At 59.0% G+C, this 22,632-nt stretch carries 23 protein-coding genes; 12 read left to right on the forward strand and 11 right to left on the reverse strand.

The annotated features are described in order from the left end of the window. Positions 1–156 precede the first annotated feature (156 nt). The 4 genes from BV034_RS18380 to BV034_RS18395 all read left to right on the forward strand — a co-directional run bounded on the left by BV034_RS18380 (position 157) and on the right by BV034_RS18395 (position 4,509). Positions 157–831 (forward strand): isochorismatase family protein, encoded by a 675-nt coding sequence (locus BV034_RS18380; RefSeq protein ID WP_050028452.1) that lies wholly within the window; start codon positions 157–159, stop codon positions 829–831. 41 nt (positions 832–872) lie between these two features. Then, positions 873–1,505 carry an isochorismate family cysteine hydrolase YcaC gene (gene ycaC, locus BV034_RS18385; RefSeq protein ID WP_050028453.1) on the forward strand — a complete coding sequence of 211 codons (633 nt, stop codon included), beginning with the start codon at positions 873–875 and terminating at the stop codon, positions 1,503–1,505. A 168-nt stretch (positions 1,506–1,673) separates the two neighbouring features. Continuing rightward, entirely contained in the window at positions 1,674–2,534 is an 861-nt protein-coding gene (locus BV034_RS18390; protein WP_050028454.1) for a pirin family protein, read from the forward strand. A 157-nt stretch (positions 2,535–2,691) separates the two neighbouring features. Next, a complete protein-coding gene (locus BV034_RS18395; RefSeq protein WP_050028455.1) occupies positions 2,692–4,509 on the forward strand; it encodes a hypothetical protein in 1,818 nt (605 codons plus the stop codon). Positions 4,510–4,652: 143 nt separating this feature from the next. Here the strand turns inward: BV034_RS18395 and BV034_RS18400 are convergent, their stop codons facing one another. The 4 genes from BV034_RS18400 to BV034_RS34915 all read right to left on the reverse strand — a co-directional run bounded on the left by BV034_RS18400 (position 4,653) and on the right by BV034_RS34915 (position 10,275). Further along, positions 4,653–5,723 carry a nucleoid-associated protein gene (locus BV034_RS18400; protein WP_050028456.1) on the reverse strand — a complete coding sequence of 357 codons (1,071 nt, stop codon included), beginning with the start codon at positions 5,721–5,723 and terminating at the stop codon, positions 4,653–4,655. A gap of 94 nt (positions 5,724–5,817) precedes the next feature. After that, entirely contained in the window at positions 5,818–7,611 is a 1,794-nt protein-coding gene (locus BV034_RS18405; protein ID WP_050028457.1) for a PAS domain S-box protein, read from the reverse strand. Between the two features lie 53 nt (positions 7,612–7,664). Further along, positions 7,665–9,476: a SulP family inorganic anion transporter gene (locus tag BV034_RS18410; RefSeq protein WP_265593153.1), complete on the reverse strand. Its 1,812-nt coding sequence runs from the start codon at positions 9,474–9,476 to the stop codon at positions 7,665–7,667. Continuing rightward, complete coding sequence (locus tag BV034_RS34915; protein WP_081887911.1) at positions 9,388–10,275, reverse strand: RNA pyrophosphohydrolase; 888 nt, start codon at positions 10,273–10,275, stop codon at positions 9,388–9,390. The genes BV034_RS18410 and BV034_RS34915 overlap by 89 nt, the downstream gene beginning before the upstream one ends. A gap of 38 nt (positions 10,276–10,313) precedes the next feature. On the opposite strand from BV034_RS34915, the gene BV034_RS18420 reads away from it, so the two are divergent. After that, a complete protein-coding gene (locus tag BV034_RS18420; protein WP_050028460.1) occupies positions 10,314–10,970 on the forward strand; it encodes an HAD-IA family hydrolase in 657 nt (218 codons plus the stop codon). 142 nt (positions 10,971–11,112) lie between these two features. Here BV034_RS18420 and BV034_RS18425 read toward each other — a convergent pair whose 3' ends face one another. The 3 genes from BV034_RS18425 to BV034_RS18435 all read right to left on the reverse strand — a co-directional run bounded on the left by BV034_RS18425 (position 11,113) and on the right by BV034_RS18435 (position 13,454). Further along, on the reverse strand, positions 11,113–11,760 hold the full coding sequence (locus tag BV034_RS18425) for a DUF1080 domain-containing protein (protein ID WP_050028461.1): 648 nt from the start codon (positions 11,758–11,760) through the stop codon (positions 11,113–11,115). Between the two features lie 73 nt (positions 11,761–11,833). Further along, the gene (locus BV034_RS18430; protein ID WP_265593154.1) at positions 11,834–12,580 is read right to left on the reverse strand and encodes a methyltransferase domain-containing protein; all 747 of its coding nucleotides are present in this window, start codon (positions 12,578–12,580) and stop codon (positions 11,834–11,836) included. A gap of 109 nt (positions 12,581–12,689) precedes the next feature. Then, entirely contained in the window at positions 12,690–13,454 is a 765-nt protein-coding gene (locus BV034_RS18435) for a nitrilase-related carbon-nitrogen hydrolase (RefSeq protein WP_265593155.1), read from the reverse strand. 152 nt (positions 13,455–13,606) lie between these two features. Between BV034_RS18435 and BV034_RS18440 the strand changes: the two genes are divergently transcribed. The 5 genes from BV034_RS18440 to ybeY all read left to right on the forward strand — a co-directional run bounded on the left by BV034_RS18440 (position 13,607) and on the right by ybeY (position 18,148). Beyond that, the gene (locus tag BV034_RS18440; RefSeq protein WP_265593156.1) at positions 13,607–14,413 is read left to right on the forward strand and encodes a hypothetical protein; all 807 of its coding nucleotides are present in this window, start codon (positions 13,607–13,609) and stop codon (positions 14,411–14,413) included. 32 nt (positions 14,414–14,445) lie between these two features. Continuing rightward, on the forward strand, positions 14,446–14,880 hold the full coding sequence (locus tag BV034_RS18445) for a hypothetical protein (protein WP_050028465.1): 435 nt from the start codon (positions 14,446–14,448) through the stop codon (positions 14,878–14,880). A 152-nt stretch (positions 14,881–15,032) separates the two neighbouring features. Continuing rightward, positions 15,033–15,995, forward strand: coding sequence for a PhoH family protein (locus BV034_RS18450; RefSeq protein ID WP_050028466.1), 963 nt, complete (start codon positions 15,033–15,035; stop codon positions 15,993–15,995). A 60-nt stretch (positions 15,996–16,055) separates the two neighbouring features. Continuing rightward, the gene (locus BV034_RS18455) at positions 16,056–17,705 is read left to right on the forward strand and encodes an HDIG domain-containing metalloprotein (RefSeq protein ID WP_050028467.1); all 1,650 of its coding nucleotides are present in this window, start codon (positions 16,056–16,058) and stop codon (positions 17,703–17,705) included. A 17-nt stretch (positions 17,706–17,722) separates the two neighbouring features. Further along, positions 17,723–18,148 (forward strand): rRNA maturation RNase YbeY, encoded by a 426-nt coding sequence (gene ybeY, locus BV034_RS18460; protein WP_050028468.1) that lies wholly within the window; start codon positions 17,723–17,725, stop codon positions 18,146–18,148. A gap of 26 nt (positions 18,149–18,174) precedes the next feature. On the opposite strand, the gene BV034_RS18465 is transcribed toward ybeY, so the two are convergent. Then, entirely contained in the window at positions 18,175–18,759 is a 585-nt protein-coding gene (locus BV034_RS18465) for a hypothetical protein (protein WP_050028469.1), read from the reverse strand. Positions 18,760–19,129: 370 nt separating this feature from the next. Here BV034_RS18465 and fbaA point away from each other — a divergent pair, with 370 nt between their 5' ends. Beyond that, entirely contained in the window at positions 19,130–20,161 is a 1,032-nt protein-coding gene (gene fbaA / locus BV034_RS18470; protein ID WP_050028470.1) for a class II fructose-bisphosphate aldolase, read from the forward strand. Between the two features lie 96 nt (positions 20,162–20,257). On the opposite strand, the gene BV034_RS34225 is transcribed toward fbaA, so the two are convergent. The 3 genes from BV034_RS34225 to BV034_RS18485 are packed head-to-tail and all read right to left on the reverse strand — an operon-like array spanning position 20,258 to position 22,020. Further along, entirely contained in the window at positions 20,258–20,797 is a 540-nt protein-coding gene (locus BV034_RS34225; protein ID WP_265593160.1) for an ROK family protein, read from the reverse strand. Next, on the reverse strand, positions 20,680–21,174 hold the full coding sequence (locus BV034_RS36155; RefSeq protein ID WP_050028472.1) for an ROK family protein: 495 nt from the start codon (positions 21,172–21,174) through the stop codon (positions 20,680–20,682). The genes BV034_RS34225 and BV034_RS36155 overlap by 118 nt, the downstream gene beginning before the upstream one ends. A 30-nt stretch (positions 21,175–21,204) precedes the next feature. After that, positions 21,205–22,020, reverse strand: coding sequence for an SDR family oxidoreductase (locus BV034_RS18485; RefSeq protein WP_081887913.1), 816 nt, complete (start codon positions 22,018–22,020; stop codon positions 21,205–21,207). 101 nt (positions 22,021–22,121) lie between these two features. On the opposite strand from BV034_RS18485, the gene BV034_RS18490 reads away from it, so the two are divergent. Beyond that, positions 22,122–22,586, forward strand: coding sequence for a hypothetical protein (locus tag BV034_RS18490; protein WP_050028473.1), 465 nt, complete (start codon positions 22,122–22,124; stop codon positions 22,584–22,586). Positions 22,587–22,632: the final 46 nt, after the last annotated feature.

A 22,632-nucleotide genomic window follows, 5' to 3' on the forward strand; every position in this document is an offset into this window, starting at 1 on the left:
ATGCTCAGCGGAAGCAGGAAGTATTGTCTTTTTTCCTTCCAGACTCCGATGCTTGAAAACCAGGCAACTTCACCCCAGAAGCGGTGCCCAGCCCCCCCAAGCCGACATCCGCTCTGGAACCGCTGCATGGCAGCCAAACCAAATACCAGACCCAATATGAGCACCCCTCAAGAACAAGTCATGATCAATCCCAAGGATGTCACCATGCTCCTCATCGATCACCAGAGCGGCTTGTTCAACCTCGTCCAGGATATCCCAGTGGCCGATCTTCGCCGCAATGTGAGTGCCCTCGCCAAGGTTGCCACCCTGCTTAAGCTCCCGGTTATCACCACCGCTTCCGTGCCGGATGGTCCCAATGGGCCCTTGATTCCCGAGATCCACAACTACGCCCCCCATGCCAGGTATGTCGCCCGCCAGGGGCAGATCAACGCCTGGGACATGCCTGCATTTGTGCAGGCGATTGAAGAGACAGGTCGCAAGACCCTGGTCATCGCCGCCACCCTTACCAGCGTCTGTCTCGCGTTCCCCACGATCTGCGCCCTGGCCGCAGGCTATAAGGTCTATGCCGTGGTCGATGCCTGCGGCAACTGGAGTAAAATGGCGACGGATCTCACCCTCGCCCGCATCACTCAGGCGGGTGCCGTCCCCATCGACACCCTGGCCGTCATTTCAGAAATGCAGCAGACCTGGAACCGGCCGGACGCCCTGGAGTATGCCAACATCTTCGCCGACCACATGATGCCCGGCTACCGGCTGCTGATGGAGAGCTATGACAAGGCGCAAAGTGTTGCCGTCCACGGACGGGAAACCGTCTTGGACGCTCAAGGCTGATCCTCCTTCCCCTTTCAAACCAAACCACAATCACCACCCACATGAGCTCCTTCAAATACAACCGCCTCGACAAGAACGACGTCGCAGTCCTCCTGGTAGACCACCAGTCCGGACTCACCAATCTGGTTCACGATTTCTCACCGGATGACTTCAAGAACAACGTTCTGGCCCTTGGTGACCTCGCCAAGTACTTCAAGCTGCCGACCATCCTCACCACCAGCTTTGAAGACGGCCCCAATGGCCCTCTCGTGCCGGAACTGAAAGAGTTGTTTCCAGATGCCCCCTATATCGCCCGTCCCGGCAACATCAACGCATGGGACAACGAGGACTTCGTCAAAGCTGTCAAAGCCACCGGCAAAAAACAACTCCTTATCGCCGGCATTGTCACCGAGGTCTGCGTCGCTTTCCCCACCCTCTCCGCCTTGGAAGAAGGCTACGAAGTGTTTATCGTCACCGATGCATCAGGGACCTTCAACCTCACCACGCGCAATGCCGCATGGTCCCGGATGGAGGCGGCAGGCGCCCAGTTGATGTCCTGGTTCGGCGTGGCCTGCGAGCTGCACCGCGACTGGCGCAACGACATCGAAGGGCTGGGCACGCTCTTCTCCAATCACCTTCCCTCCTATCGGTGTCTCATGACGAGCTACAGCGCCGCAGCATCTCGCAACAAGTAGCAAGAGACGGCCCGCCCCGGGGGTCCCACGACAGATCCGAACTGAGTCGCGGGGTCGCCCCGGTTTTCGTCCGGCGAGCACACGAGGCAGCGCAGGCATCATGTTTGAGCATGCTCAGCAGATCGGCAAAGCATTTTCCCTCCCCTAATAGGACACGAAGATATCTTCATGAAACAACTCAAATCCATTTTCCAAAGTACCGGCACCCACTGGGTGGGCAACGGCTTCCCCGTGCGCTCCGTGTTCTCCTATGACGCCTTGGGTGAGGAGCTTGATCCCTTCCTTCTGCTCGACTATGCCGCTCCTCACCTCTTTCCTCCCGGCACGGAAAAGCGCGGCGTGGGTGCCCACCCCCATCGTGGGTTCGAGACGGTGACCATCAGCTATCAGGGTGAAATCGAACACCGGGATTCCAGTGGTGGCGGTGGCAAGATCGGCCCCGGCGATGTCCAATGGATGACCGCCGCAAGCGGCCTGCTGCACGAGGAGTTTCACTCCGCGGAGTTCACCCGCACCGGTGGCATGTTTGAAATGGCCCAGTTGTGGGTCAACCTCCCTGCCCGTGCCAAGAGTGCCCCTCCTGGCTACCAGACACTGCTCAAGCAGGACATTCCCGTGGTGTCACTGCCAGAGGGTGCAGGCGAGGCGCGAGTGATTGCCGGTCAACTGCATAGGACGCAGGGCCCGGGCCGCACCTTCACTCCTATCAACCTTTGGGATGTGAAGATCCACTCTGGCAAATCAGCAACATTCCCATTGACCGATGGACACACGGTGGCCCTGCTGGTGATGAACGGTGACCTCAGCTTTCAGGAAAACCATCACGCAAGTGAAGGTGCCCTCGTCCTTTTTGAACGCGAAGGCAACGATGTGCAGATCGCAGCTACGGAAGATACCAGACTCCTGTTGATGAGTGGCGAGCCTCTGAACGAACCCATTGTCGGCAGCGGCCCCTTTGTGATGAACAGCGAGTCGGAGATCCAGCAGGCCTTTCGCGATGTGCGAGCCGGACGCATGGGATCGCTTTGATCCTCTGTTGAGAGCGCCCCACCGCCATCTGTCCTGACTGGACCCGAGTTGGAGGAACATCCGCTTTGCCGGATTGACAAGGCATTGAGTTTTGCTCCACCATGCCTTGTGAACCAACCCGAGGAAGGTTGCACATTGAACTCACGACAGGACCATAATGCTGCACTCACTGACGACTTGCATCGTGACACTGGTGCTCTTGGGCCATTTGGCGGCCCCAATTGTGTCCGCGGATCCGTTGTCACCTGCAACGCGAGCCACCCTGCTGGAGCATGCGACGCGTTGGCAGGTTCCTCAACCCAGCCCGAAAGCGACACTCATCAGGATCTGGGTGTTCCAATCTGAATCCGCCGACAGTTACGCGCTTGGCTTCGTCGAGCCGGGCGGCCCAAAACAGGCGCTGGTGGGGTTTGACCACTGGGACATCACTCAAACCGTGAAAACCCAAAATGTTCCCAATCCTGAAGCGCTTTCACTCAAGGACATCTCACCCACAAGCCCCTTTGACGGAGCCCAAGACGTCAACTTTGGGCTCGTCACCGGCATCCAACTGGTCCTCGCAGGACACGAGAAGCTCGGAAGTGCCTTGATTGAAAAATCACTTAAAAACGCGGCCGGGCATTCGCGTTCCCCGTTCCGGTCGCCTGCAAACGAAGAACCGGTTCTGATGCTCGCCCGCAGCTGTCTGGCCGCAGCACTCAACGATATCACGTCAGCCAAACCAGACTTTGCCAGCATCAAACAACGGATTGACCGTCTTCTAGCTGATCAACCTGGGCTAAAGAGTGCCGCTACCGATTGGATCGTTGACGGCCTCGCCGAGACAGTAAAACACAAACCTGGCGCTTCAGGATCGATCGAGAGGATCATCGACGACTATCTTGTCAGCAACGGAGAGGATGGGGCCATGCAACCGAAAACGGGCGAATTCAAACCGGCGGAACGAGCCCTCATTCTCAAAGGCTTCGAAGCCGTGCCTGCTCTCCTCGCGCAACGTCACTCTCGACGCCTGACCAATCATCTCATGCAGGGATTCAACAATTTCACAAGCTATCCCATGAACGCGGGCCAGGTCGTCAACGCCTATCTCCAGCGTCTGGCCAATGACGACTTTGATTCCAACTGGCTTGATCGCCAAAAGGGGCAGACGTCAAAAGACGAAAACGTGCTGGCCTGGTGGAAACAGGCTTCCGAGTCCGGGGAAGAGACCTATGTCAGGCTGAACACGGTGAAAGGGACAAAGAAGGATGTGAACCTCAGTTTAGAACTGCTGCTGATCGCCAGGGAGCGATATCCAGATCTGATCCCCACCTTCTATCAAACCCTGCTCAAAACCGACGAGCCAAGCTGGCCGGTTGCCGACGCCCTTTTAAAGGGCCATACCACTCCTCAATCCCAGAAAATTGAGCTCCTTCTGGCCGGGATAAAAACTAACAAGGAGGCCCACCGCAACACCGCTCTGGAGGCACTTCAGCAGTTGGATCCGGGGCTCGCAGATGAACAGCTTCTCCGGCTGCTCAAAAAGGCCCCCAAGACTTCAAAAGGAGAGTACTGGACGGATCAGGACGCCACCCTTGGCAGCCTTGTATCAAGTTCCGCCGCTCCCTTGGTCTGGCAGGAATTGCACAACCTTCTAGACCGATGCGACCTGGGGATGCGCATGGAACTGATCCACAACCTCAGCCCTTCACCCAAGGCGCCTCCCGGAATCTTGCAGTCCTATTTCGCGATCTATGATCGCTATCAAAGCTCAACCGAAATCCGTGACGAATCCACCAGTGAGAAGTTTTCCGGCCCAGGGGCGGGTTTCCCTCACACCAAGATCGTCATGCGGGACTTCCTCCACCAGCACTGGGCCCGCTGGCTCAAGCTAGAGCTTGAAGATCCCGAAGAGGGCTCAACGGCAGACGAGTGGCAGGTCTACCGGAATGCAGTTAGCCGCGCCGTCCAGCGCTACCGAGCGGGCCTAAAATGATGCGGCAAAGGAATGCAGGGGCACTTTTCACCTCCTGCAGGTTATTTCCTTCACCGCCCGGGCCCCGGCGGGGGGGTGAAGAACCGACCTTGAAAAGACGCTCCCCCACCCCCTGTTTCCGGGCGGTCTGAAGTACCAGGAACCTACTGCCCGGCCTCCTCCTTGTGGAAGTACACCTTGATGAACTTCATGCCCTTGTCTTCATCAAAGCCGCGCTCAAGAAGCGGGTTGTTCTCCTTCGCCCCGAAGGCGGGCTTGAGGTGAACCTCAATGCCGGCATCCAGCTTGAGCACGCTGCCGATTTTTTTCTTCGCTTTGGACACCTGCTTCTTCGCAATGGCGAAGGACTTCTCCAGGGGCTGTCCCTGCTCCTCCTCCACCTTTGCACGGTGCTCGGCAAACTTCGCCACCACATCCGGCTTCTTCAGCACTTCTTCCTCGAACTCCTTGAGATCAAATGTCTCGCGGGTCTCAAAGAAGCTGATCGCATCGTGGGCGGCCGTCGTTTTGGATTCCGCCGCCTCGCTCTCCTTGGGCACCTCCTGCTTGAGAAACGCCACTGCCATGTCGGCATAGGACTTGGTCAGGAAGGCAGCATCTGTCACCGCCTGCAGCCCCAGAAAGTCCCGCACCCAGAACCGTGAATCGGTGCCCGTGCGGTCAAAGGTGAGCACATAGTAGCCCTCGTCCGCGGAGAAATCCACGATCAGGCAGCCCTTGTCGATCTTCTCGGGATTGATGCCGTGCTCCGTGGACAGCTTCAAATCACCATCACGCGTGGAGATGCTCAGGAAGGGCACCACGCTCTCAGACTTGAGGATGCAAATGGCCTGCACCTTGCTGCTCTCCATCTCAATGTCCTTGATCAACGAGATGCACAAGTCCCCCTCCTTGATGTTCGGGTGGTAGGATTTCGAGTACAACCTTTTGGCAATATCGCACCCCTTCTCCAGCAACCCATCACTGGAGGCAAAGATCGCCTTCGCGATCGTGTTCATCTCGTGCTGGTCCAGCGACGAATGATGCGTGAAACGATGCGGAATCAGGTTCTTGAAGGGCTTGAGGAAAATGCCGGTGAGCGTGGGCTGGTCGCCCTCTTCAATGTGAAAAACCTCCTTGGACGTCTGCAATGGCTCATCACGCTGGGGGTTGCCTACCTTGGCAAGCACCAGACCGGTGGCGACGGCGGAGTTGAAACGAATCTTGATCGACATGGGGTCGCGAACCTAGGAAGGAACCCGGGTTTGCAAACAACTATAATTCCCTTAAAAACACCGCCGGGCATTGACAAGCCCTTTCCCCCACCTCCTAGAGGGCGACATCCCTCGCGATCGCCGCCCGCATTGCCTCGGCCACTTTCCCGTCGTCCGGATTGCACACGTTCTGGGACACGATGCATTCGGCAATGGTGCCTCCCTCAGAATGATTGCGGGGCCGGATGCTCACAAATGCCCCGATGGCATTCGCACGGTAGCGAATGATCTTCAGCCCCATGCCTGGTGCATTCTCCGGCTCCTTGAAGGGCACGCCGTCATTGGTGACCGTCAGACTCACCGACTCCCAGTCGGTCTCCAACGTCATGTCGATCCGGGTGGGATGACCGTGACGGGCCGCGTTGTTGATAAACTCCTGTGCGATGCGGTAGATGTGGTTGGCGGCGTCCGTGTTGCTGACCAGCACCGTGTGCTCGCACTCAAAGAAGCACGGCACCTCGTAGATGGTCTCGGCGAGATCGGCCAGCTTGCGCAGTGCCAGCATCAATCCCTCGCCATCCATTTCCACCGGTGAGAGACCGCGGGCGATGTCTCGCAGCAAGGCGGAAGTCCCGGTGAGCTGCGTCTTCAACTCCTGCGCGAGCGGCAGGCTGGCGGAATGCTCGTTGCGAAGGGAGGCCACGAGCACCTCACACCGCATCTTGAGTGACGCCAGTCGCTGGCAGGCATCATCATGAAGGTCATGCCCCAGCCGCCGCCGCTCCTGCTCGCTGATGTTGAGAAACTGTTCCTCCAGCGCCTTGCGATCAGTGACATCGCGACTGATGCCCACGACCCGATGGATGCCTCCCCCGGGCGCCATCACCGGAAAGGCGCTGGCCTCGATCCAGCCACGCTCTCCGCCCTTCCGAATGATCGGGTACTCAAAATGGACCGCTTTGCCATCACTGTAGAGCGTCTCGAACAGCACCTTCAGCTTCTGCAGATGTTCCTGCGGAATGTACTGGTTCCACAACGGGTTCCCCTTCACCGTACCGTCCCGCTCCCTGCCCCATACCCGCTCATAGGCCGGGCTCACGTAGATCACCTGACGATTGCCGTCCAGAACCCACACCACCTCATTGATGTTGTCCACGATTTGGCGAAAGAGAGCCTCCTGCTCCTGCAACGCGGCGGAGAGCCGGGAAAACTCATCCGCCCCCGGCAGCACGCTGACGGGTGTGAGACTGTCCTGACGATTTCGGATAAGGTCCAGCACCCGGTCCATGCGCTTGCGCAGGAAATTGCGCAGCCACCACCAGAAAATCGCACACAACACCAGCAAAACCCCAGCTGACGCGCCGGCTTCCCAGATGGTGTTCTCCCTCTGCCCCGCCAGCACATCCCGCATGTCGCGCTCCAGCACCGCCACGCGCATCTCCTTGGCTACGGGTCCTTGAGCCGAGACCGGATACGCCAGGACCAGACCGACGGAGGAAATGCGGTCCTTGTGCGGCGATCCCGTGTTCAGCGTCTTGATCACCACTGCCCCGGCAGCAGGTCCTTCGGCATCGCTGACCGTCTTGCCCGCCATGGACTCATCGGTGCAAGCCACCAGCACCCCTCGCTCATCGCAGACGCCCGCCCACTTCACCCGGCTATAGCTCGCCAGTATCTCCAGGTGGGAATTGAGCTGATCCTTTTTCTCAAGTGAGGCCCGGCTTGCCACCTTGGCCAGTCGGGCCACCTGCTTTCCCCCGAGCAGCGCCTGATCCCGGAGCTCCTTGTTATCCCCCAGATGCAGCAAGACCAGCGTGTTCACCACGATGAACACCATGCAGCACACCAGCACACTCAGCGGCAGGCTGATGTGCAGAGGGAGCGGCAAGTACTCTCGGAATCGTTTCATTCTATGGGAAATTCATCCTCACCCGATCAGCGTCAGCCGCAACAAAATAGTGACTAGCCTGCGGGCGAACCCGCAGAACCGCCGCCCTCTCCCTTGCGACTGTGCCTTGGATCGTAATAAATGTGCACATCGGCCTCCCGGAAGCCAAGGATTTCCTGCGCGCGTTTTAGCGCATCCCGAGTTGAAAGGTTGGGATTGGAAGCATTTCCCATAAAAAGGTTCTCCCTCCCGAGCACCTCAATCAAGCCGCTGTTCTTCAGCACGCGCACCACATCCCGCATCGCACCGCTGATGATGAGGTGCCTGTCGGCCTTTTTCATGATCCGAATCAGCTCCTCCAGGGCCATCACACTGGTCGCATCCAGGTGCCGGGCATTCTTCAACCGCAAGATAATGATCTTGAGATTGGGATCAGAGCAGGTTCTCTGGATTTGCGTGCGGAAGAGTTCAGCCGCCCCAAAGAAGAGGTCGCCCTCCACATGCACGATGGAGATGGAGGGGTTCTGCCGCTCCTTGCCCTGCGCCTCGGCAAGGTTCCCTTCCTTGTTGAACTCATACTCCACCAGCGAAGGCTGGCTGGCCTTCCTCAGGTAGAGCATGATGGACACGCCTACGCCGGTGAAGATCGCAACGTGGAGCGGCACCAGCAGCGTGGACGCCAGGGTGACGACGAAGACAAAGGCATCTGACTTGGTGGCCCGGAGGGAAATGCGGATCTGACGCCGGTGAATGAGGGAGATCGCAATGCAGATCACCAGGGTAGCCAGCACTGCCCGTGGGATGTACGCCACCAGGGGACCTATGGTGAGGGCCCCCACCAGACAGATTGAGCCATTGATCATGCTCGAAAGCGGCGTCCTCGCGCCGCTCTCGAAGTTCAGGGCCGAGCGGGTCAGGGACCCGCTCGCGGGCATGCCGCTCAGGTAGGCACACGCCAAGTTCGCCGTTCCGAGGGACAGCATGTCCTGGTTGGCATCGACCCGGTAATTTCCACGGGACGCGATCGTCTTCGACATGGCACTCTGCTCCAGCGTGGCCACGAAAGCGATGGCCACCGCCAGACCAAACAACTGGCTGAACTGAATGGCCACATCCTTGGAAAGGAAGTCAGGGAACGGCGGAAGCAAATCGTAAACGGTGAACTTCGCATCGGCATAGGTGACCACATGGAAGCCAGAAGATTTCATCCAGACTGCCAGCCCGGACATGGCCACCAGCACAATCACAAACGTGGGCAACTGGGGGCGCCATCGCTTCAACAAAACAAACAATGCGACTGTCGCTGCCGTCAGGACCACGGAGGTCCATTGCACCTCCGCCAACCGGTCCAGGAGAGCCCCGAGCGTGCCAAAGAGCGTTCGTGAAGCTCCGCCCTTGGGTATCGTGACTCCCAGCAGGGCCGGAAGCTGATTCACCATGATCAGCAAGGCGGCGCCTGTCACATAGGCCACAATCACCGTCCGGCTGATGTACTGCGCCAGATCGGCCACGCGGAAGTAGCCTCCCGGCAACAACAGCGCTCCCACCAGGAAAACCAGCATCGGCATCAGCGCGAGCTGATTGATGTTCGGGTGCGATGCAAAGTAGGAAAACGTGATGAAGGCGGTCGCGTTCGTCGGCCCCAGGATGGTGTGCCGGGAACTGGCCAGCAGCGGCCCGATCAGGGCAGCCACGGCAGAACAAGTGGCCCCATACCACAGGGGCAGGCCCGCAATCACCGCATAGGCCATGCCTTGAGGCAGGTCCAGCAACGCCACCGTCACGCCCGCCTTCAGGTCAGCCTTGGCTTTGACGGTATTGTAGCCGCGCAGCGTGTGACGCAGCGGAAAGGGATCCAGTGGATGATCCAGGGCGAACGACTTCACCTGTTCCCAAACACCTGCCAAGGTGCCCCAGGTCCGAAGTATGCTCTTGTTCAAGTCCAACGCCTGCTCCTGAATCTGGGTCCGGTGGTCCGGTCCGTAAGGTTGCGATCGAGGGGGCTATTTCTCCATGCCAAAAAATGTCTCGAAACACACGCAAATAGACGTCGCGTTTGAAGCGCGGCACCCACTCCATGTCAAACTTCTCCGGTTTGATCCACCGCCAGCGGTCAAACTCACGGTGTTCCGTATCGAGATTAATGTCCCGGTCTTTACCAAGGAAACGGCACAGGTAATACACCTGCTCCTGTCCTCCGTAGATCCCGTACTTGAGACGCCCCTTGGGAAAATCGTAACGGTAGCCCCCTTTGCGGTCGAGGAGCTGGATGTTTTCTGGTCGGATTCCCACCTCCTCCTCCACTTCGCGGAAGAGAGCTTCCTCCAGGCCTTCCCCGGGGTCCACCCCTCCTTGAGGGAACTGCCAGGCGCTCCGGAGTCCGGAACGTTGCGCCACGAGCATGGAGTTGTCCATGTTGAGAATGATGGCCGCCACGTTAGGGCGGTAGATCACCGGCGGCACGACTTTCACCTCGGCCGCAGGCACAATACTGCCAGTCTCGGCCTTCGCCTGACTTGCAGAATGGACATCTGGAAAAGGCGCAGCCATTTGTGGGTTCCTTAATTGATGCTTGTAACAGGAGACTTTTGCAACGGTTTTATCAAGAGATGTGAAGCTTTTGAGCGAGAGTCGTGCCAACCTTGTCACCCCCATCGCTCCCCCACCAGCCTTTTCGGTTGGCATTTTGCCCTGTCTGCGCTTGGTGAGGGAATCCGACTCTCATGAAAGCATTCATCTTCGACCTGGACGGCACCCTCATCGACTCTCTCGCAGACCTGGCTGAAGCCATCAACCGTATGCTTGAGGCCCGGGGCTACCCCCGGCAACCGTTGGGCGTCTTTCCTAAATACGTCGGTGACGGCGTCCGGGCGCTCGTCGAACGCGCCCTTCCACCAGAAACGCTCGCTACTGAGGACATCGAGGCCCGGGTCAACGAGTACCAGAAGCACTATCACGACACCTGGAAGAGTGAAACCCGACCCTACGTGGGCATAGAAGAAGCCCTCCAGGGACTGCACGAACGGGGCATGAAGCTCGCGGTTCTTTCCAACAAGCCCCACGCTTTCACGTTGCTCTGCTGCAAACACTTCTTTCCTGACACCCCCTTCGAAATCGTGTTGGGTGCCCGGTCCGGCGTGCCTAAGAAGCCCGACCCTGCAGGAGCTTTTGAGATCTGCAAGGCCCTCGGCGTGGAACCCTCTGAATGCGCCTACATCGGCGACTCGGGGATCGACATGCAACTCGCGGTGAATGCTGGCATGCTCGCCGTCGGCGTCAAATGGGGCTTCCGCGGAGAGACCGAACTTCGCGACAATGGCGCAGCAGAGATCGTGACCACGCCCGATGACATCGTGTGCCTGGTCAGCGGGGTATGCTGAAGACAAAGACAGAAGACTTTAAGACTCCAGACAAAAGACCTGAGTCAGATCAGACTTCTCTAAGCTGTAACAAAAAGACGAAAGACCTCATCTCAGGTCTTTCGTCTTTTGTCTTAAAGTCTTCTGTCTGCGCCGCAGGCGCTCAGAGTTCGGTGACCTTGATGTTTTTCCACCAGACCTCGTCGCCATGGTCGGTCAGCATGAAGCGGCCTTTGCCTGGGGCGAAGCCTTCCACGGCCTTGAACTTGCTCTTGGCAACGCCTGCCTTCCATTCTTCGGATTTGGTGTCCACCTCGCCAGCCAGTTTGCCGTTCAACCAGTGCTGAATCTTGCCGTCCTTCGACACCACCTTGCTGTGGTTCCACTCACCCGCGGGCTTCACAGCCTTGTCCGCTGCCGGTGCTTTGATGTCGTAGAAGGAAGCGGTGCTGTGGGTACCAGCCCCCTTGGTTGCATCGGCGTGTTTGACGTCATCGATCATCTGATATTCCACGCCCAGCCAGCCGCCTTTGGGGAACTCATTGACCCAATACTTGATGCCGCTGTTGCCGCCTGCGGCCAGCTTCCATTCCCACTCCACTTCGAAGTTGGAGTACTCCTTCTTCGAGATGATGTTGCCGGCTTTTTCCACCCGATGGATGGTGCCATCGTCTTCGGTCTTCCAGCCTGCCGGGACGGGGTTGCCTTTACCATCCGTAAAGTCAGCCACCGTGAGCTTCACGGGGTCGGCGGCATGCACAAGGGTGGCACCAAGCAGGGCGGTCAGTAACAACAGAGGAAGAGGACGCATGAAGGTCAGTGGTTGAAGAATATCGATGCTATGGGGGAAGGATCACCTAATCAGAATCTCCAACCGGAAACTTTCACGATTTGTTCGGATTGCCCGAGCTTTCTGCCTTGCCGTACCAGAGCATGTGTTGCCAGGGCAGGCCATCGAAGGACTTCACCAGCTTGTACCCGTTGGCTGTCATCTCTTTGTCAATCTGGGCCTTCGTCATCTTGTGCTCAGGCTTGATGGGCACCGTGTCATCCTCCGCACGAAATTCCACCAGCACCACCACGCCATCGGGTTTCAATGCCTTACGCATGGCCGCCAGCATCTGCTCTGGGTGCGAAAACTCGTGGTAAACGTCCACCAGCAGCATGAGGTCAAAGGTGGCATCCGGCAGCCCCGGATCGTAGAGTTTACCCAACACCGGGACAAAGTTCGTCACTCCGGCTTTTATTGCGCCCTCCTCAAGCATGCGCAGGTAAGGCTCCTGAATCTCCACGCCATAGACTTTACCGCCAGGAGCCACCGCCTTGCCCATGGGAAAGGTGTGATAGCCGTTCCCGCAGCCCAGGTCGCACACCACCATGCCCGGCTTGAGTTCCAGCTTTTCGCGCATCAGGCTCGCCGCCTCCTCCCGCTCCCGTTTGTGACGGATGAGCCAGCCCGATCCACTCCAATGCATGGTCTGGGCCACCGTACGCCCCAGATACTCCTTCACGGCAGGCGGCGCGAACGCCTCGGCGGGATCAACGGTCTGAGCCCGCGCAGCATCGCGCCCAAGGATCAGAATGAGCGACAGCAGGGCCGCACTGGCAAGAGTGAGAGGGTAAAGGCGCATGAGGCGGAGCATTCATCTCATCAAACGCAGATCCCCGCCGGTTTCCCAGCAGAAAACGACGCAACACCCCTGCCCCGCGTTCCAGTGCGTGGAAACTAACGTGCCCCCTCTACCATCGAGAATCTCGCAGGGCCGGAAAGGCTTCCCGCCAAGCCAGCAAATCTGCGAGGTCCAATCGGGCTGAGACAGAACCGGCCGATTCTCCCGCATCGGCGATGATGTGCCCGTGGGGACTCACCACCACGCTTCGGCCGTTGTAGTGCAGGTGGGGATCACTCCCCGCCCGATTAACGCCCACCACATAGGCCAGGTTTTCGATCGCCCGGGCCTTCAGGAGCGTCAGCCAGTGGTGGTACCGTTTCACCGGCCAGCTGGCGATTACCACCAGCAGATTCGCCCCCACCATGGTTGCGTCACGGAACAGCTCGGGAAATCGGAGGTCATAGCAGACGAAGGGGGCCACCATGAACCCTTGCAATGGAAAGGCCATCACCGCCTCACCCGGCGTGTGGCAGTCCGCCTCACCCCCCAAGTTGAACAATTGCTGTTTCGCATAGCGGGTCAAAAGCTCCCCATCCAGCCCGAAGGTCACGGATTCATTTCGGGCTTTGCCCTCCTCAAGGGGTGAGACGACCCCTCCCATGACGGCACAGCGGTGTTCCACGGCCAATCGGGCCAAAAAGGCCTCATCCTCCCGGGCCTCCGTCTGGGCTGTCACCGCCACATTCATGCTGAAACCCGTGGCAAACATCTCCGGCAACACCAAAAGGCTCCCGGGAACCGGAGGGCAACGCTCCAGCATCGAGACGACTCCCGCCTGGCTCGCCAACTTGTCCTCCCACACGGGGTTCGTCTGCAAGATCTGTACAATCATGTCGCTTCCCATCTTATTTACGCGCAAGCTCCCGTTTGTGTGAGATTCAAGCTGTATGGAATCAACGTCCGCAAAACGGTTGCACCTCAACTATTCTGCGCTTCGTTATGACAGCCTCTTGCATGTCGCTGTCTGAGATTGCCTGAATGACCATGAAAGTGAAGACTTTTTATCTTTTTGCCTCCTTGATGCTGGCGGGTTCCGCCTTCTCCCAGGGGACCGCTCAGAAGTTCGACCCGGCTCAGTTCCCTGGCTATGTCATGGATGAAGTGGTGGTGCCTGTGCCCAGCGAGATCTTTGCCGTTCTAGACAAATTGGGTGATCCCAACTGGAAGGACGAACTTCGCAAGCTCTCCACCCCCGACTCCTCCGACCGGATGGAACTCTCCCTGGTGTTTGGCACCGTCGTTGCCGAAGGTTTTGTGGCCGTGCAGGCACAGGACAAGCAAGCAGTGGAGGAAATCGGTCGCGAAGTCATCAATATCGCCCAGAGCCTCGGCTTGACCAAGGCCGTTCGTCCCCATGCGCAGAGCATTCTTGATGCGGTGCAGAAGGATGACTGGAAGGCCGTCCGCAAGGAGTTCGACCAGACTCAGGCCACCGTCCGCGCTGAAATGGAGCGCATGCGTGATAATGATCTGGCCCAGTGCGTCAGCCTCGGCGGCTGGTTGCGAGGCACCTCCTCCGCCACCTCCGTGGTGTCCAAGGCCTACACCAACGATCGGGCTGAGCTTCTCAACCAGCCTATGCTGGTGGATCACTTCGCCAAGTCGGTAAATGGGATGTCGGATTCGGCCAAGAACAACCGTCTTGTGACCGCGATCTCCAAGGGCCTCGTCACCATCCGCAAGTCCATGGACTCGCCTGATGGCAGCTTCACGCCTGAGAAGATCAACACCATTCACACGACCTGCGAAGAACTGCTGGCTTTGATCCTTCAAGTCAAAAAGTCCCGGTAGTCATCCGGTCCTCCAGTTTCCCGCTTCCTCAGATGAACAAGTTCAAGCTTCAGTGCGCAGTATTCTGCGCCCTCTTTGTGGCCCTGACCAGTGCCTATGCCCTCGTGGACGAGGCACATGATTATGCCATGGAGGCGGCTACGCCGTTCGTGGAGCAGGGCTACACTGTTCGTGAGGATTACTGGAATGGCGAGGTGGAGTCCGGTCAGAAGCTGGCCGTCCGCCACCAACTCTTCAAGGGCAATGAGTATGCTTTCTGGCTCGGTACCGCCAACGAAGACTGCGAGCTTGAACTCGCTGTCTTCGATTCCAAGGGCCAGCCAGTCCACATGGAACGCAAGACCGGGAAGTTTACATGCTCTGTGCGTGTGAATCCGCCAGCCACTGGCACCTACACGGTCGTATTTAGCGTGAAGAGCAAGAAAGAACGCGGAGTCACTTGGGCACTTGCCTACGGCTACCGTTGAGGATCCCCCCCATGTACATCTTGATGCACTCCACAGGAGACTGACGTCCAGTCTTTCCTGTTTTGCTCGTGGCCTTGACAGAATTCTGGCGCTGTGACCAGAGTCTCATTCTGTAGCCACATCCCTCAATCCGTTTCTTTCAATCTGACAAAATGTCATCAGTCACCCTCACTTACGAAACTCCGCAGTTTCTCCATTCAGTCATCGGAAATGACATCACCAGCCTTCGAAAGCTGGCTGAGGCCTTCGACATCCAGGTCACGTCTCGTGATGGCTGGATCAAACTCGATGGCCCGGAAGACCGCATCACCGCCGCCCAGGAGGTCCTGGCCGAACTCGAAAAAGTTCGCCGCGGTGGCGCTGAGGTCAGCCTTGGCATGCTCCAGATGGTCATCAGCAACACCCGCCAGCCCTGGACAGAGGCCCCTGCGGAAAAGATCCTTCAGCTCAAGCTGCTTGGATCGTCCAGAAAACCTCCGGTACTGGCCAAGACCCGTGGTCAAATTGACTACCTCAAGGCCATGCGGGAAAACGAAGTCGTTTTCGGCATCGGTCCCGCCGGCACGGGCAAGACCTACCTCGCCATGGCGCAGGCACTTCAGTCCCTGCGGGATAAAACGGTGCAGAGACTCGTCCTCACCCGCCCTGCGGTGGAGGCCGGCGAGGCCCTTGGCTTCCTGCCTGGCGACTTGAATGAGAAAGTCTTCCCCTACCTTCGTCCTCTCTATGATGCTCTCTATGAGATGCTGGAGACGGATGAGGCGGAGAAGATGATCGAGAGGGGCATCGTCGAGATCGCTCCCCTCGCCTACATGCGTGGTCGTACATTGAAGAACTCGTTCGTTATTCTGGACGAGGCTCAAAACACGACCACTGAACAGATGCTCATGTTCCTGACCCGTCTGGGAGAAGGATCACGTTGCGTCGTCACTGGGGACCCCTCTCAGGTGGACCTGAAGCGCGGGGTTCGGTCCGGCTTGGCGGAAGCCATGCACATCCTTTCCGGCGTCGAAGGACTGTCGTTTATCCGTTTCGAACCTACGGATGTGGTGCGTCTGCCAATCGTTCAGAGGATCATCGAAGCCTACCGCATCCATCGGGGAACTGGGGAATAGCAAGGAAAAGGTTGTGTTCGGAAGGGAATCCCTTAGAATCCCCCCGGCTAAGCCATCTCTATGTTCGATTTCATCAAGCGGGCGCAGCTTACGCGCAAAGGTTTGTCTTGTGGCAAGACTCGCCGTAAGCATTTGCAGGGAGAGTTCTGGGAGACTCTGCGCTGCAATCCGATGGTTGGGCTCGGACTGTTTGTCTCCGCCTTCATCGGCATCACGGTGCTGATGAAGATTCTCGGGGCAAACCTCCCTGGTGCCACGGGTGCCAGTTTCATTTTCACCGCTGCGGTCTTCCTGCCCGCAGCGGTGCATTGGTACCTCAGCCTGCCAGCAGACGTCCGCCCTAACGGACATGTGCTGCTCGTGTTCTGCGCGGTCGTGCTTCATCTGGCCGCCGTGGGGGTGGTGCTGAGCTACGGTCACCATCGTGGTTGGCCGCCCTCGTACACGCTCCTGCTGGCTCCTCATGCCTTGGGCCCCGTCATCCTCTGCATGCTGGCGGGTCGGCGTATCTCTCTCTTTGGTGCCGTTTACGCGACGCTTCTCGGGTCCTGCCTGGTGCCGCAAGACACTATTCTTCCGTACATTGCGACAGGCCTTAGCGTCGGATTTGTCGGTGTGTATGTCACCCAGCGCATCCGTCGCCGGAGCCGTCTGCTCACCAGCGGTTTGTACATTGGCGCTGCAGCCTCGATTTTCATGGTGCTTTTCAGCCAGACCAGCGTGGCCTTGAACAGCGACCACCAGGCTCTGCTCTTTCTGTCCCCTCTTCTTTCCGGCATTCTTACCGCCATGCTGGCCGGTGCTCTTTTGCCAGCGCTTGAGTCTCTGTTCCAGATGACCACGACGATCTCCTGGTTGGAACTGGGAGATCTGAACCACCCGCTCATGAAGCGCCTCAGCATTGAGGCTCCGGGGACGTATCACCACTCTCTGGTGGTGGCCAATCTGGCCGAGGCGGCCGCAGAATCGATCGCGGCGAATGCCAGCATGTGCCGCGTGTGTGCTTATTTCCACGACATCGGCAAGCTCACCAAGCCGGAATATTTCATCGAGAACATGGATCCCGATGACAATCCGCATGATGACCTGACGGCGCGCATGAGTGCCCTCGTCCTCATCGCCCACGTGAAAGACGGCGTGGACATTGCCATCAAGCATGGCCTCAATTCCCGCATCATTGACGTCATCGAGCAGCATCACGGCAACTCACTCGTCTATTTCTTCTATCGCCGTGCTCTGGATCAGAAGAAGGAGATTCTGCGCCTGGTGGAAGAGGACAAGGCACGCGAAGACGATGTGCCGGAAGTGACCGAAGATGGTTTCCGCTATCCCGGCCCCCGCCCACAATTCAAAGAAGCCGCCATCATCTCCCTGGCGGATGCTGTGGAGAGTGCCAGCCGCACCTTGGCCAAACCTTCTCTTACCCGCGTGGAGCAGCTTGTGGAAGAGATCGTGCGCAACCGCATTCTCGACCACCAACTCGACGAGTGCGACCTTACCCTGGCAGAACTGGGCGACATCAAAGCCAGCTTTGTGAAGACGCTCATGAGCATGCTTCACAGCCGCATTCACTATCCCAAGGCTCCGCGTGAGGAAACGCCATCGGAAGTGGCGCGCAAACACGCCAAAGAGTCCAAGGAGCCCAAAGATTCTGAAGGATCCGGCACCAGCACGAAGCCTCAGCCGACCAAGGTTAATCACGCGGCCTGACCGGGCACCTACTGCCGATGCGCATTCGCATTGACCGCCGCTACCGCCGCCCTCCCGCCGCGACGGCCCGCTGGAAAGCAACGGCTATCCAGGCCGTCCCCAAGTGTCTGGCGGCCGCCCGTGAACCCGAATCACCACTCTCGCAACTCGACGAGGTGGATTTCGTCCTTGTTTCAGACCGGACGATTGCCAAGGTCCACGGTGATTTCCTTGATGATCCGACCCCAACGGACGTGATCACCTTTCATCACGGCGAGATTCTCATCAGCCTCGACACCGCGGAAAAGCAAGCCGCCGAGCACCGCGAGAGCTATGAGCGCGAGGTGGCCCGCTACATGGTGCACGGCCTATTGCACCTGGCAGGCTGGAGCGACTATGAGCCCGCGGAGCGGACTGAGATGCACCGCATCCAGGAGGAGATCCTGGATGCATGCTGGCCGTGACCCTATGTCTCCAACAGGAGAACAGATTACTTCCCGCCAGGGCCCGGTTCTGATCGCTTTTCTGGCCGACGATCATCAAAAGGCGGAGGTCCAGGAGGTCCCCCAGGGCCTGGCCCTGGACGCCAACCGCCCTCCTGGACCGGCATTTCCTTACGAGCCACTTCCTGCAGGGTGGACACCAGCTTGCCCCAGGCTTCCAGCCGTCCGGCAGGCGCGGCCTTCTCGAGCGCTTCTATCCCCGCTTTCACAGCAGGGTCGGCCTGCACCTTCTCCGCAATCTCCTTGGTCGGGAAACGGCGATTCTCGGCCCGGGAGAGGGCATGCAGCTCCATTCCGAGCCTGTTGACCGCCTTTTTGACAAATTCTGGATCATTTGGATCCGGCATCGGCATCATTCCAAAGGGGCCTCCCTTGGGCTTGTGCTTTTCCAGCAGCTCCACCGCGACGGGGTCAGCCTCCTTGAGCGCCTTTTGCAGCGTTTCACGGTACTCATCGTTCGCCTTCTGGTACCGTTCCCGAGCTGCCGTGACGGCCGGATTCTGCCAGGCCTTCTCAAAGGCGTCACGCACCCGCTGGCGTTCTTCGTCCGTCATGGTGCGGAAGGCATCCATGCGATCCCGGTCTCCGCCACGACCAAATCCTGAGCGCCCGTCCCTGTCACGATCCCTGCCGTCCATGCCGGATTTGGGGGGCCGCGGTCCCGGTCCGGGCCCGCCACCTTCGGCTCCCCCCTCAGGTGGACGTGGTCCCTGTGCAGGCAAGTTAGCGAGGCCTCCCAACATGAAGGTCATCCCAATGGCTGCTACTGCTGCCGCTCTTCTCATGGAGAAGACCATTAGCATGCTGGTGTAAAACGCAACGCTGGACAAGGGCAACTTCATCTTCACAAGTTGAGGAAACACGTCCCAATCCGAAAAGTTGCACTCTCGTCAAGGGTCTTGCGGGTTGCGGCGGCCCGGATTCTGCTCTAAGGGTTGGCCTATGCCTATTGCTACACCTGCACAATATCGCGCCATGCTGGCTGCCGCCCAGGAAGGCGGTTATGCCTATCCCGCCATCAACGTGACCTCCATCACGACCATCAATGGCGCGCTTAAGGCATTTGCAGACGCCAAGTCCGACGGCATCATCCAGGTCAGCACCGGTGGTGGCGAGTTTGCCTCCGGCACTTCGGTCAAAGACATGGCCTTGGGTGCCATCGTGCTGGCAGAAGCCGCCCACCGTTTGGCTGAGCGCTACAATGTGCTCGTGGCCCTGCACACGGATCACTGCCAGCCCAAGAAGGTGGATACATTCCTCAAACCCCTCATTGCCGCCACCGCCGCCCGTCGTGCCGCTGGCAATGGCAACCTCTTCAACTCCCACATGCTGGACGCTTCCGAGCTGCCGCTTGAAGAGAACCTGAAACTTTCCAAGACTCTCCTCGCGGAGTGCGTGGCCAACGAAATCATCCTCGAAGTGGAAGCCGGCGTCGTCGGTGGTGAGGAAGACGGCGTGGACCACGGCGATCAGCCCAATGAGAAGCTCTACACCACCCCGGAAGACATGGTGGAGGTGTACGAAGCCCTCAACGGCATCGGCCAGTTCATGTTTGCCGCCACTTTCGGCAACGTTCATGGCGCTTACAAGCCAGGCGCAGTGAAGCTCAAACCCACCATCCTTCGTGACGGCCAGGCCGCTGTAACGGCCAAGTACGGTGCCGAAGCAGAGATGGACCTTGTGTTCCACGGTGGTTCCGGCACCCCTCTGGAAGAAATCCGTGAGACGCTCGACTACGGCGTCATCAAGATGAACATCGACACGGACACCCAGTACGCCTTCACCCGCCCGATCGCGGAGCATATGTTCAAGAACTACGACGGCGTCCTCAAGATCGACGGCGAAATGGGTGACAAGAAGATCTACGACCCCCGTGGCTACCTGAAGAAGGCTGAGATCGGTCTTGCCAAGCGCCTCCAGCAGGCCTGCGACGACCTTCGCAGCACGGGCCGTACCATCTACGGCACGGTGTAGTTCGCACGAACCCGCCTCGTTTGCCTTTTGGAGCCCTGCTTCCTTCCTGGAAGCAGGGTTCTTTTTTTCCTGCGAGGCGCTCTGGCTGCTACACTCTCAACGCTCCAGCCGGACCCCGCCGCCCAGGCAGGCAGATCTCGCTGCACCGTATGCTCCCGCCCACTCACCCAACTTCGCCTGCACGATCCGGACACTCTCCCCGGTGGGACGCCACTCAAAGACGTCCAGATGCGGTTGGATACCCGCCATCACCAGCTCCCAGGCCCCTGCGGCGATACCTCCTCCCAAAATGAAATCCTGCGGATCAAAGGCATTCATCAGGGAGACCATTCCCGCCGTCAGGGCGCGCATGGAGCTGTCCCACGCCTCTCTGGCCACTTCGTCTCCCCCTTGCGCTGCTTCCAGCAGTTCGCGAGTGTTCTGGTAACGTCCCTGAGTGCGCAAGGCGACCGTGGCATTGCCCACGGCGTCTTCCAAGCTGCCCGGCGTCCCTACGATGTCGCCCGGCCCAGTATAGTTCACCGTAATATGCCCCAGGTGCCCAGCTCGTCCCAGGTGGCCGCGAAGCAGTCGCCCATCTGAAATGACCGCTCCCCCACGCCCGTACCCAGGGTCAGCATCACCACATCGCGTGATCCTTCTGCGGCTCCTTTCCAGACCTCGCCCACCAAGGCGGCATGGGCATCGTTGAGCACTTGCACTTCCCGACCAAGAAAAGAAGCCCAGGAAAATCCTTCCAAGCCTGCCATGCGACCGCGCATCCACTGAATGGTGCGCCCATCTCGCGCCGCCAATCCAGGAGCAGAGATCCCCACTGGCACCGCAGAGCGCCCTCTCGTGCTTTCGAAGCCTGCGATCAAAGTCTTCACCGCATCGGCCCAAGCTGGCACATCCGCCACCGTGATCCCGTCATTCGTGGGCAAGGTGGTGCGCTCCAGACACTGACCCGTTTCACTGTCAAAAAGTCCGGCCTTGATGTTGGTGCCGCCAATGTCGATTCCAATGAGATCCATGCTGGGAAGCTGCTGCGATGAGGGTGGGGATCAGTCGGAGGCCCCGCCGTGCTGACCCTCCGTGACGGTCCATCCGCCGTCAACCGCGAGTACCTGACCGGTCACATAACGCGCCTGACGGGAGAGCAAAAAGACTGCGGCACCATCCAAGTCGCCTGGCACCCCCACCCGTCCCCCATCAAGCGGCTGCTTGCTGGAGACGAACTGAACAATCTCTTCATCTCCCACCGCCCGTCGGGACATTGGAGTCTCCACCAGAGCGGGAGCGATCACATTGATCCGGATGTTGTGGGACGCGTAATACGCAGCCGTGGCTTTGCTGAACCCGACGATCCCGGCCTTCGCAGCTGCATAGGCATGACTGGCAAAATACTTGGGGGACGGCGACCACCCGAGCACACTCGCCATGTTCAGGATCGTGCCACCGTCGCCTTGTTTCAAGAACTGCCTGATGGCCGCCCGATTGGAGTTGAACAAGGATTTCAGGTTGAGGTCGAGCGTGTAGTCCCATCCCTCATCCGTGAGTTCGTGGAGCGGTCCGTCACCTTTGGAGCGGCCGCTGCCCCCTGCGACATGATAGAGCGCGTCCAGCCGACCGAACTTCCCTACCGCCAGTTCCACAGCACGCTCAGATGTCTCGGGAAGGATGGCGTCTCCCGCCAGTCCGCAGGCTCCCCGCCCCAGCATCGTCAGCGCCGATTCCAAGCTCTCCCCGGATCGTCCGACCACAACCAGACGCGCCCCATTGTCCGCCAGTGCCCGGGCAGCCGAGAGCCCCAGGCCGGTCGTCCCGCCCACCACCACCACCACCAGATCCTTGACATCACTTGCACCATTCATCAGCATGCACCCTAGCGGTCAGCCCGGAGCGTGGCAAGACGCTGGTTCCGCCAGTGGCCTCCGGTGCATGGTTCATCGCGCTTCATTTGATTCACTTTCCTATCACCATGCCCCCTCGTCTCAACCTGCTGATCCTCACCCTCACCGCCTGCGTCCTTTCAAGCTGCTCACTCGGCTACCAGAGTGACTGGAACAAGGCCGCCGCCCGTGATGCCCATCACCCACCCAAAGATCTGACCGGAGCCTGGGAAGGCCGCTGGTACAGTCGGAAGAACGGACATCATGGGAAGCTCAAGGCCATCGTCAGCCGCGTGGAGGAGCAAGGAAAGAACACCGCCTACGATTTCCGCTACCACGCCACCTGGGCCAGGGTGCTGAGCGGAGGCTACACGGCACGGCATCTGGTGGACCGTCGGGGCAAGGTGACAGGCCATCAGGACCTTGGGGCCCTCGTCGGGGGCGTCTATCACTATGATGGAAAAGCCTCCCCTACGGAGTTTAGGGCAACCTACCGCTGCAACATCGACAACGGGGTGTTTGAGCTGCAAAGACCTGCTCCACCCAAGCGTTGAACAATGATGAAGGCGGTCCACCTAGACCGCCTTCATCATACACAAC

The organism is Verrucomicrobium sp. BvORR034 (assembly GCF_000739635.1).
GTDB lineage: Bacteria > Verrucomicrobiota > Verrucomicrobiia > Verrucomicrobiales > Verrucomicrobiaceae > Verrucomicrobium.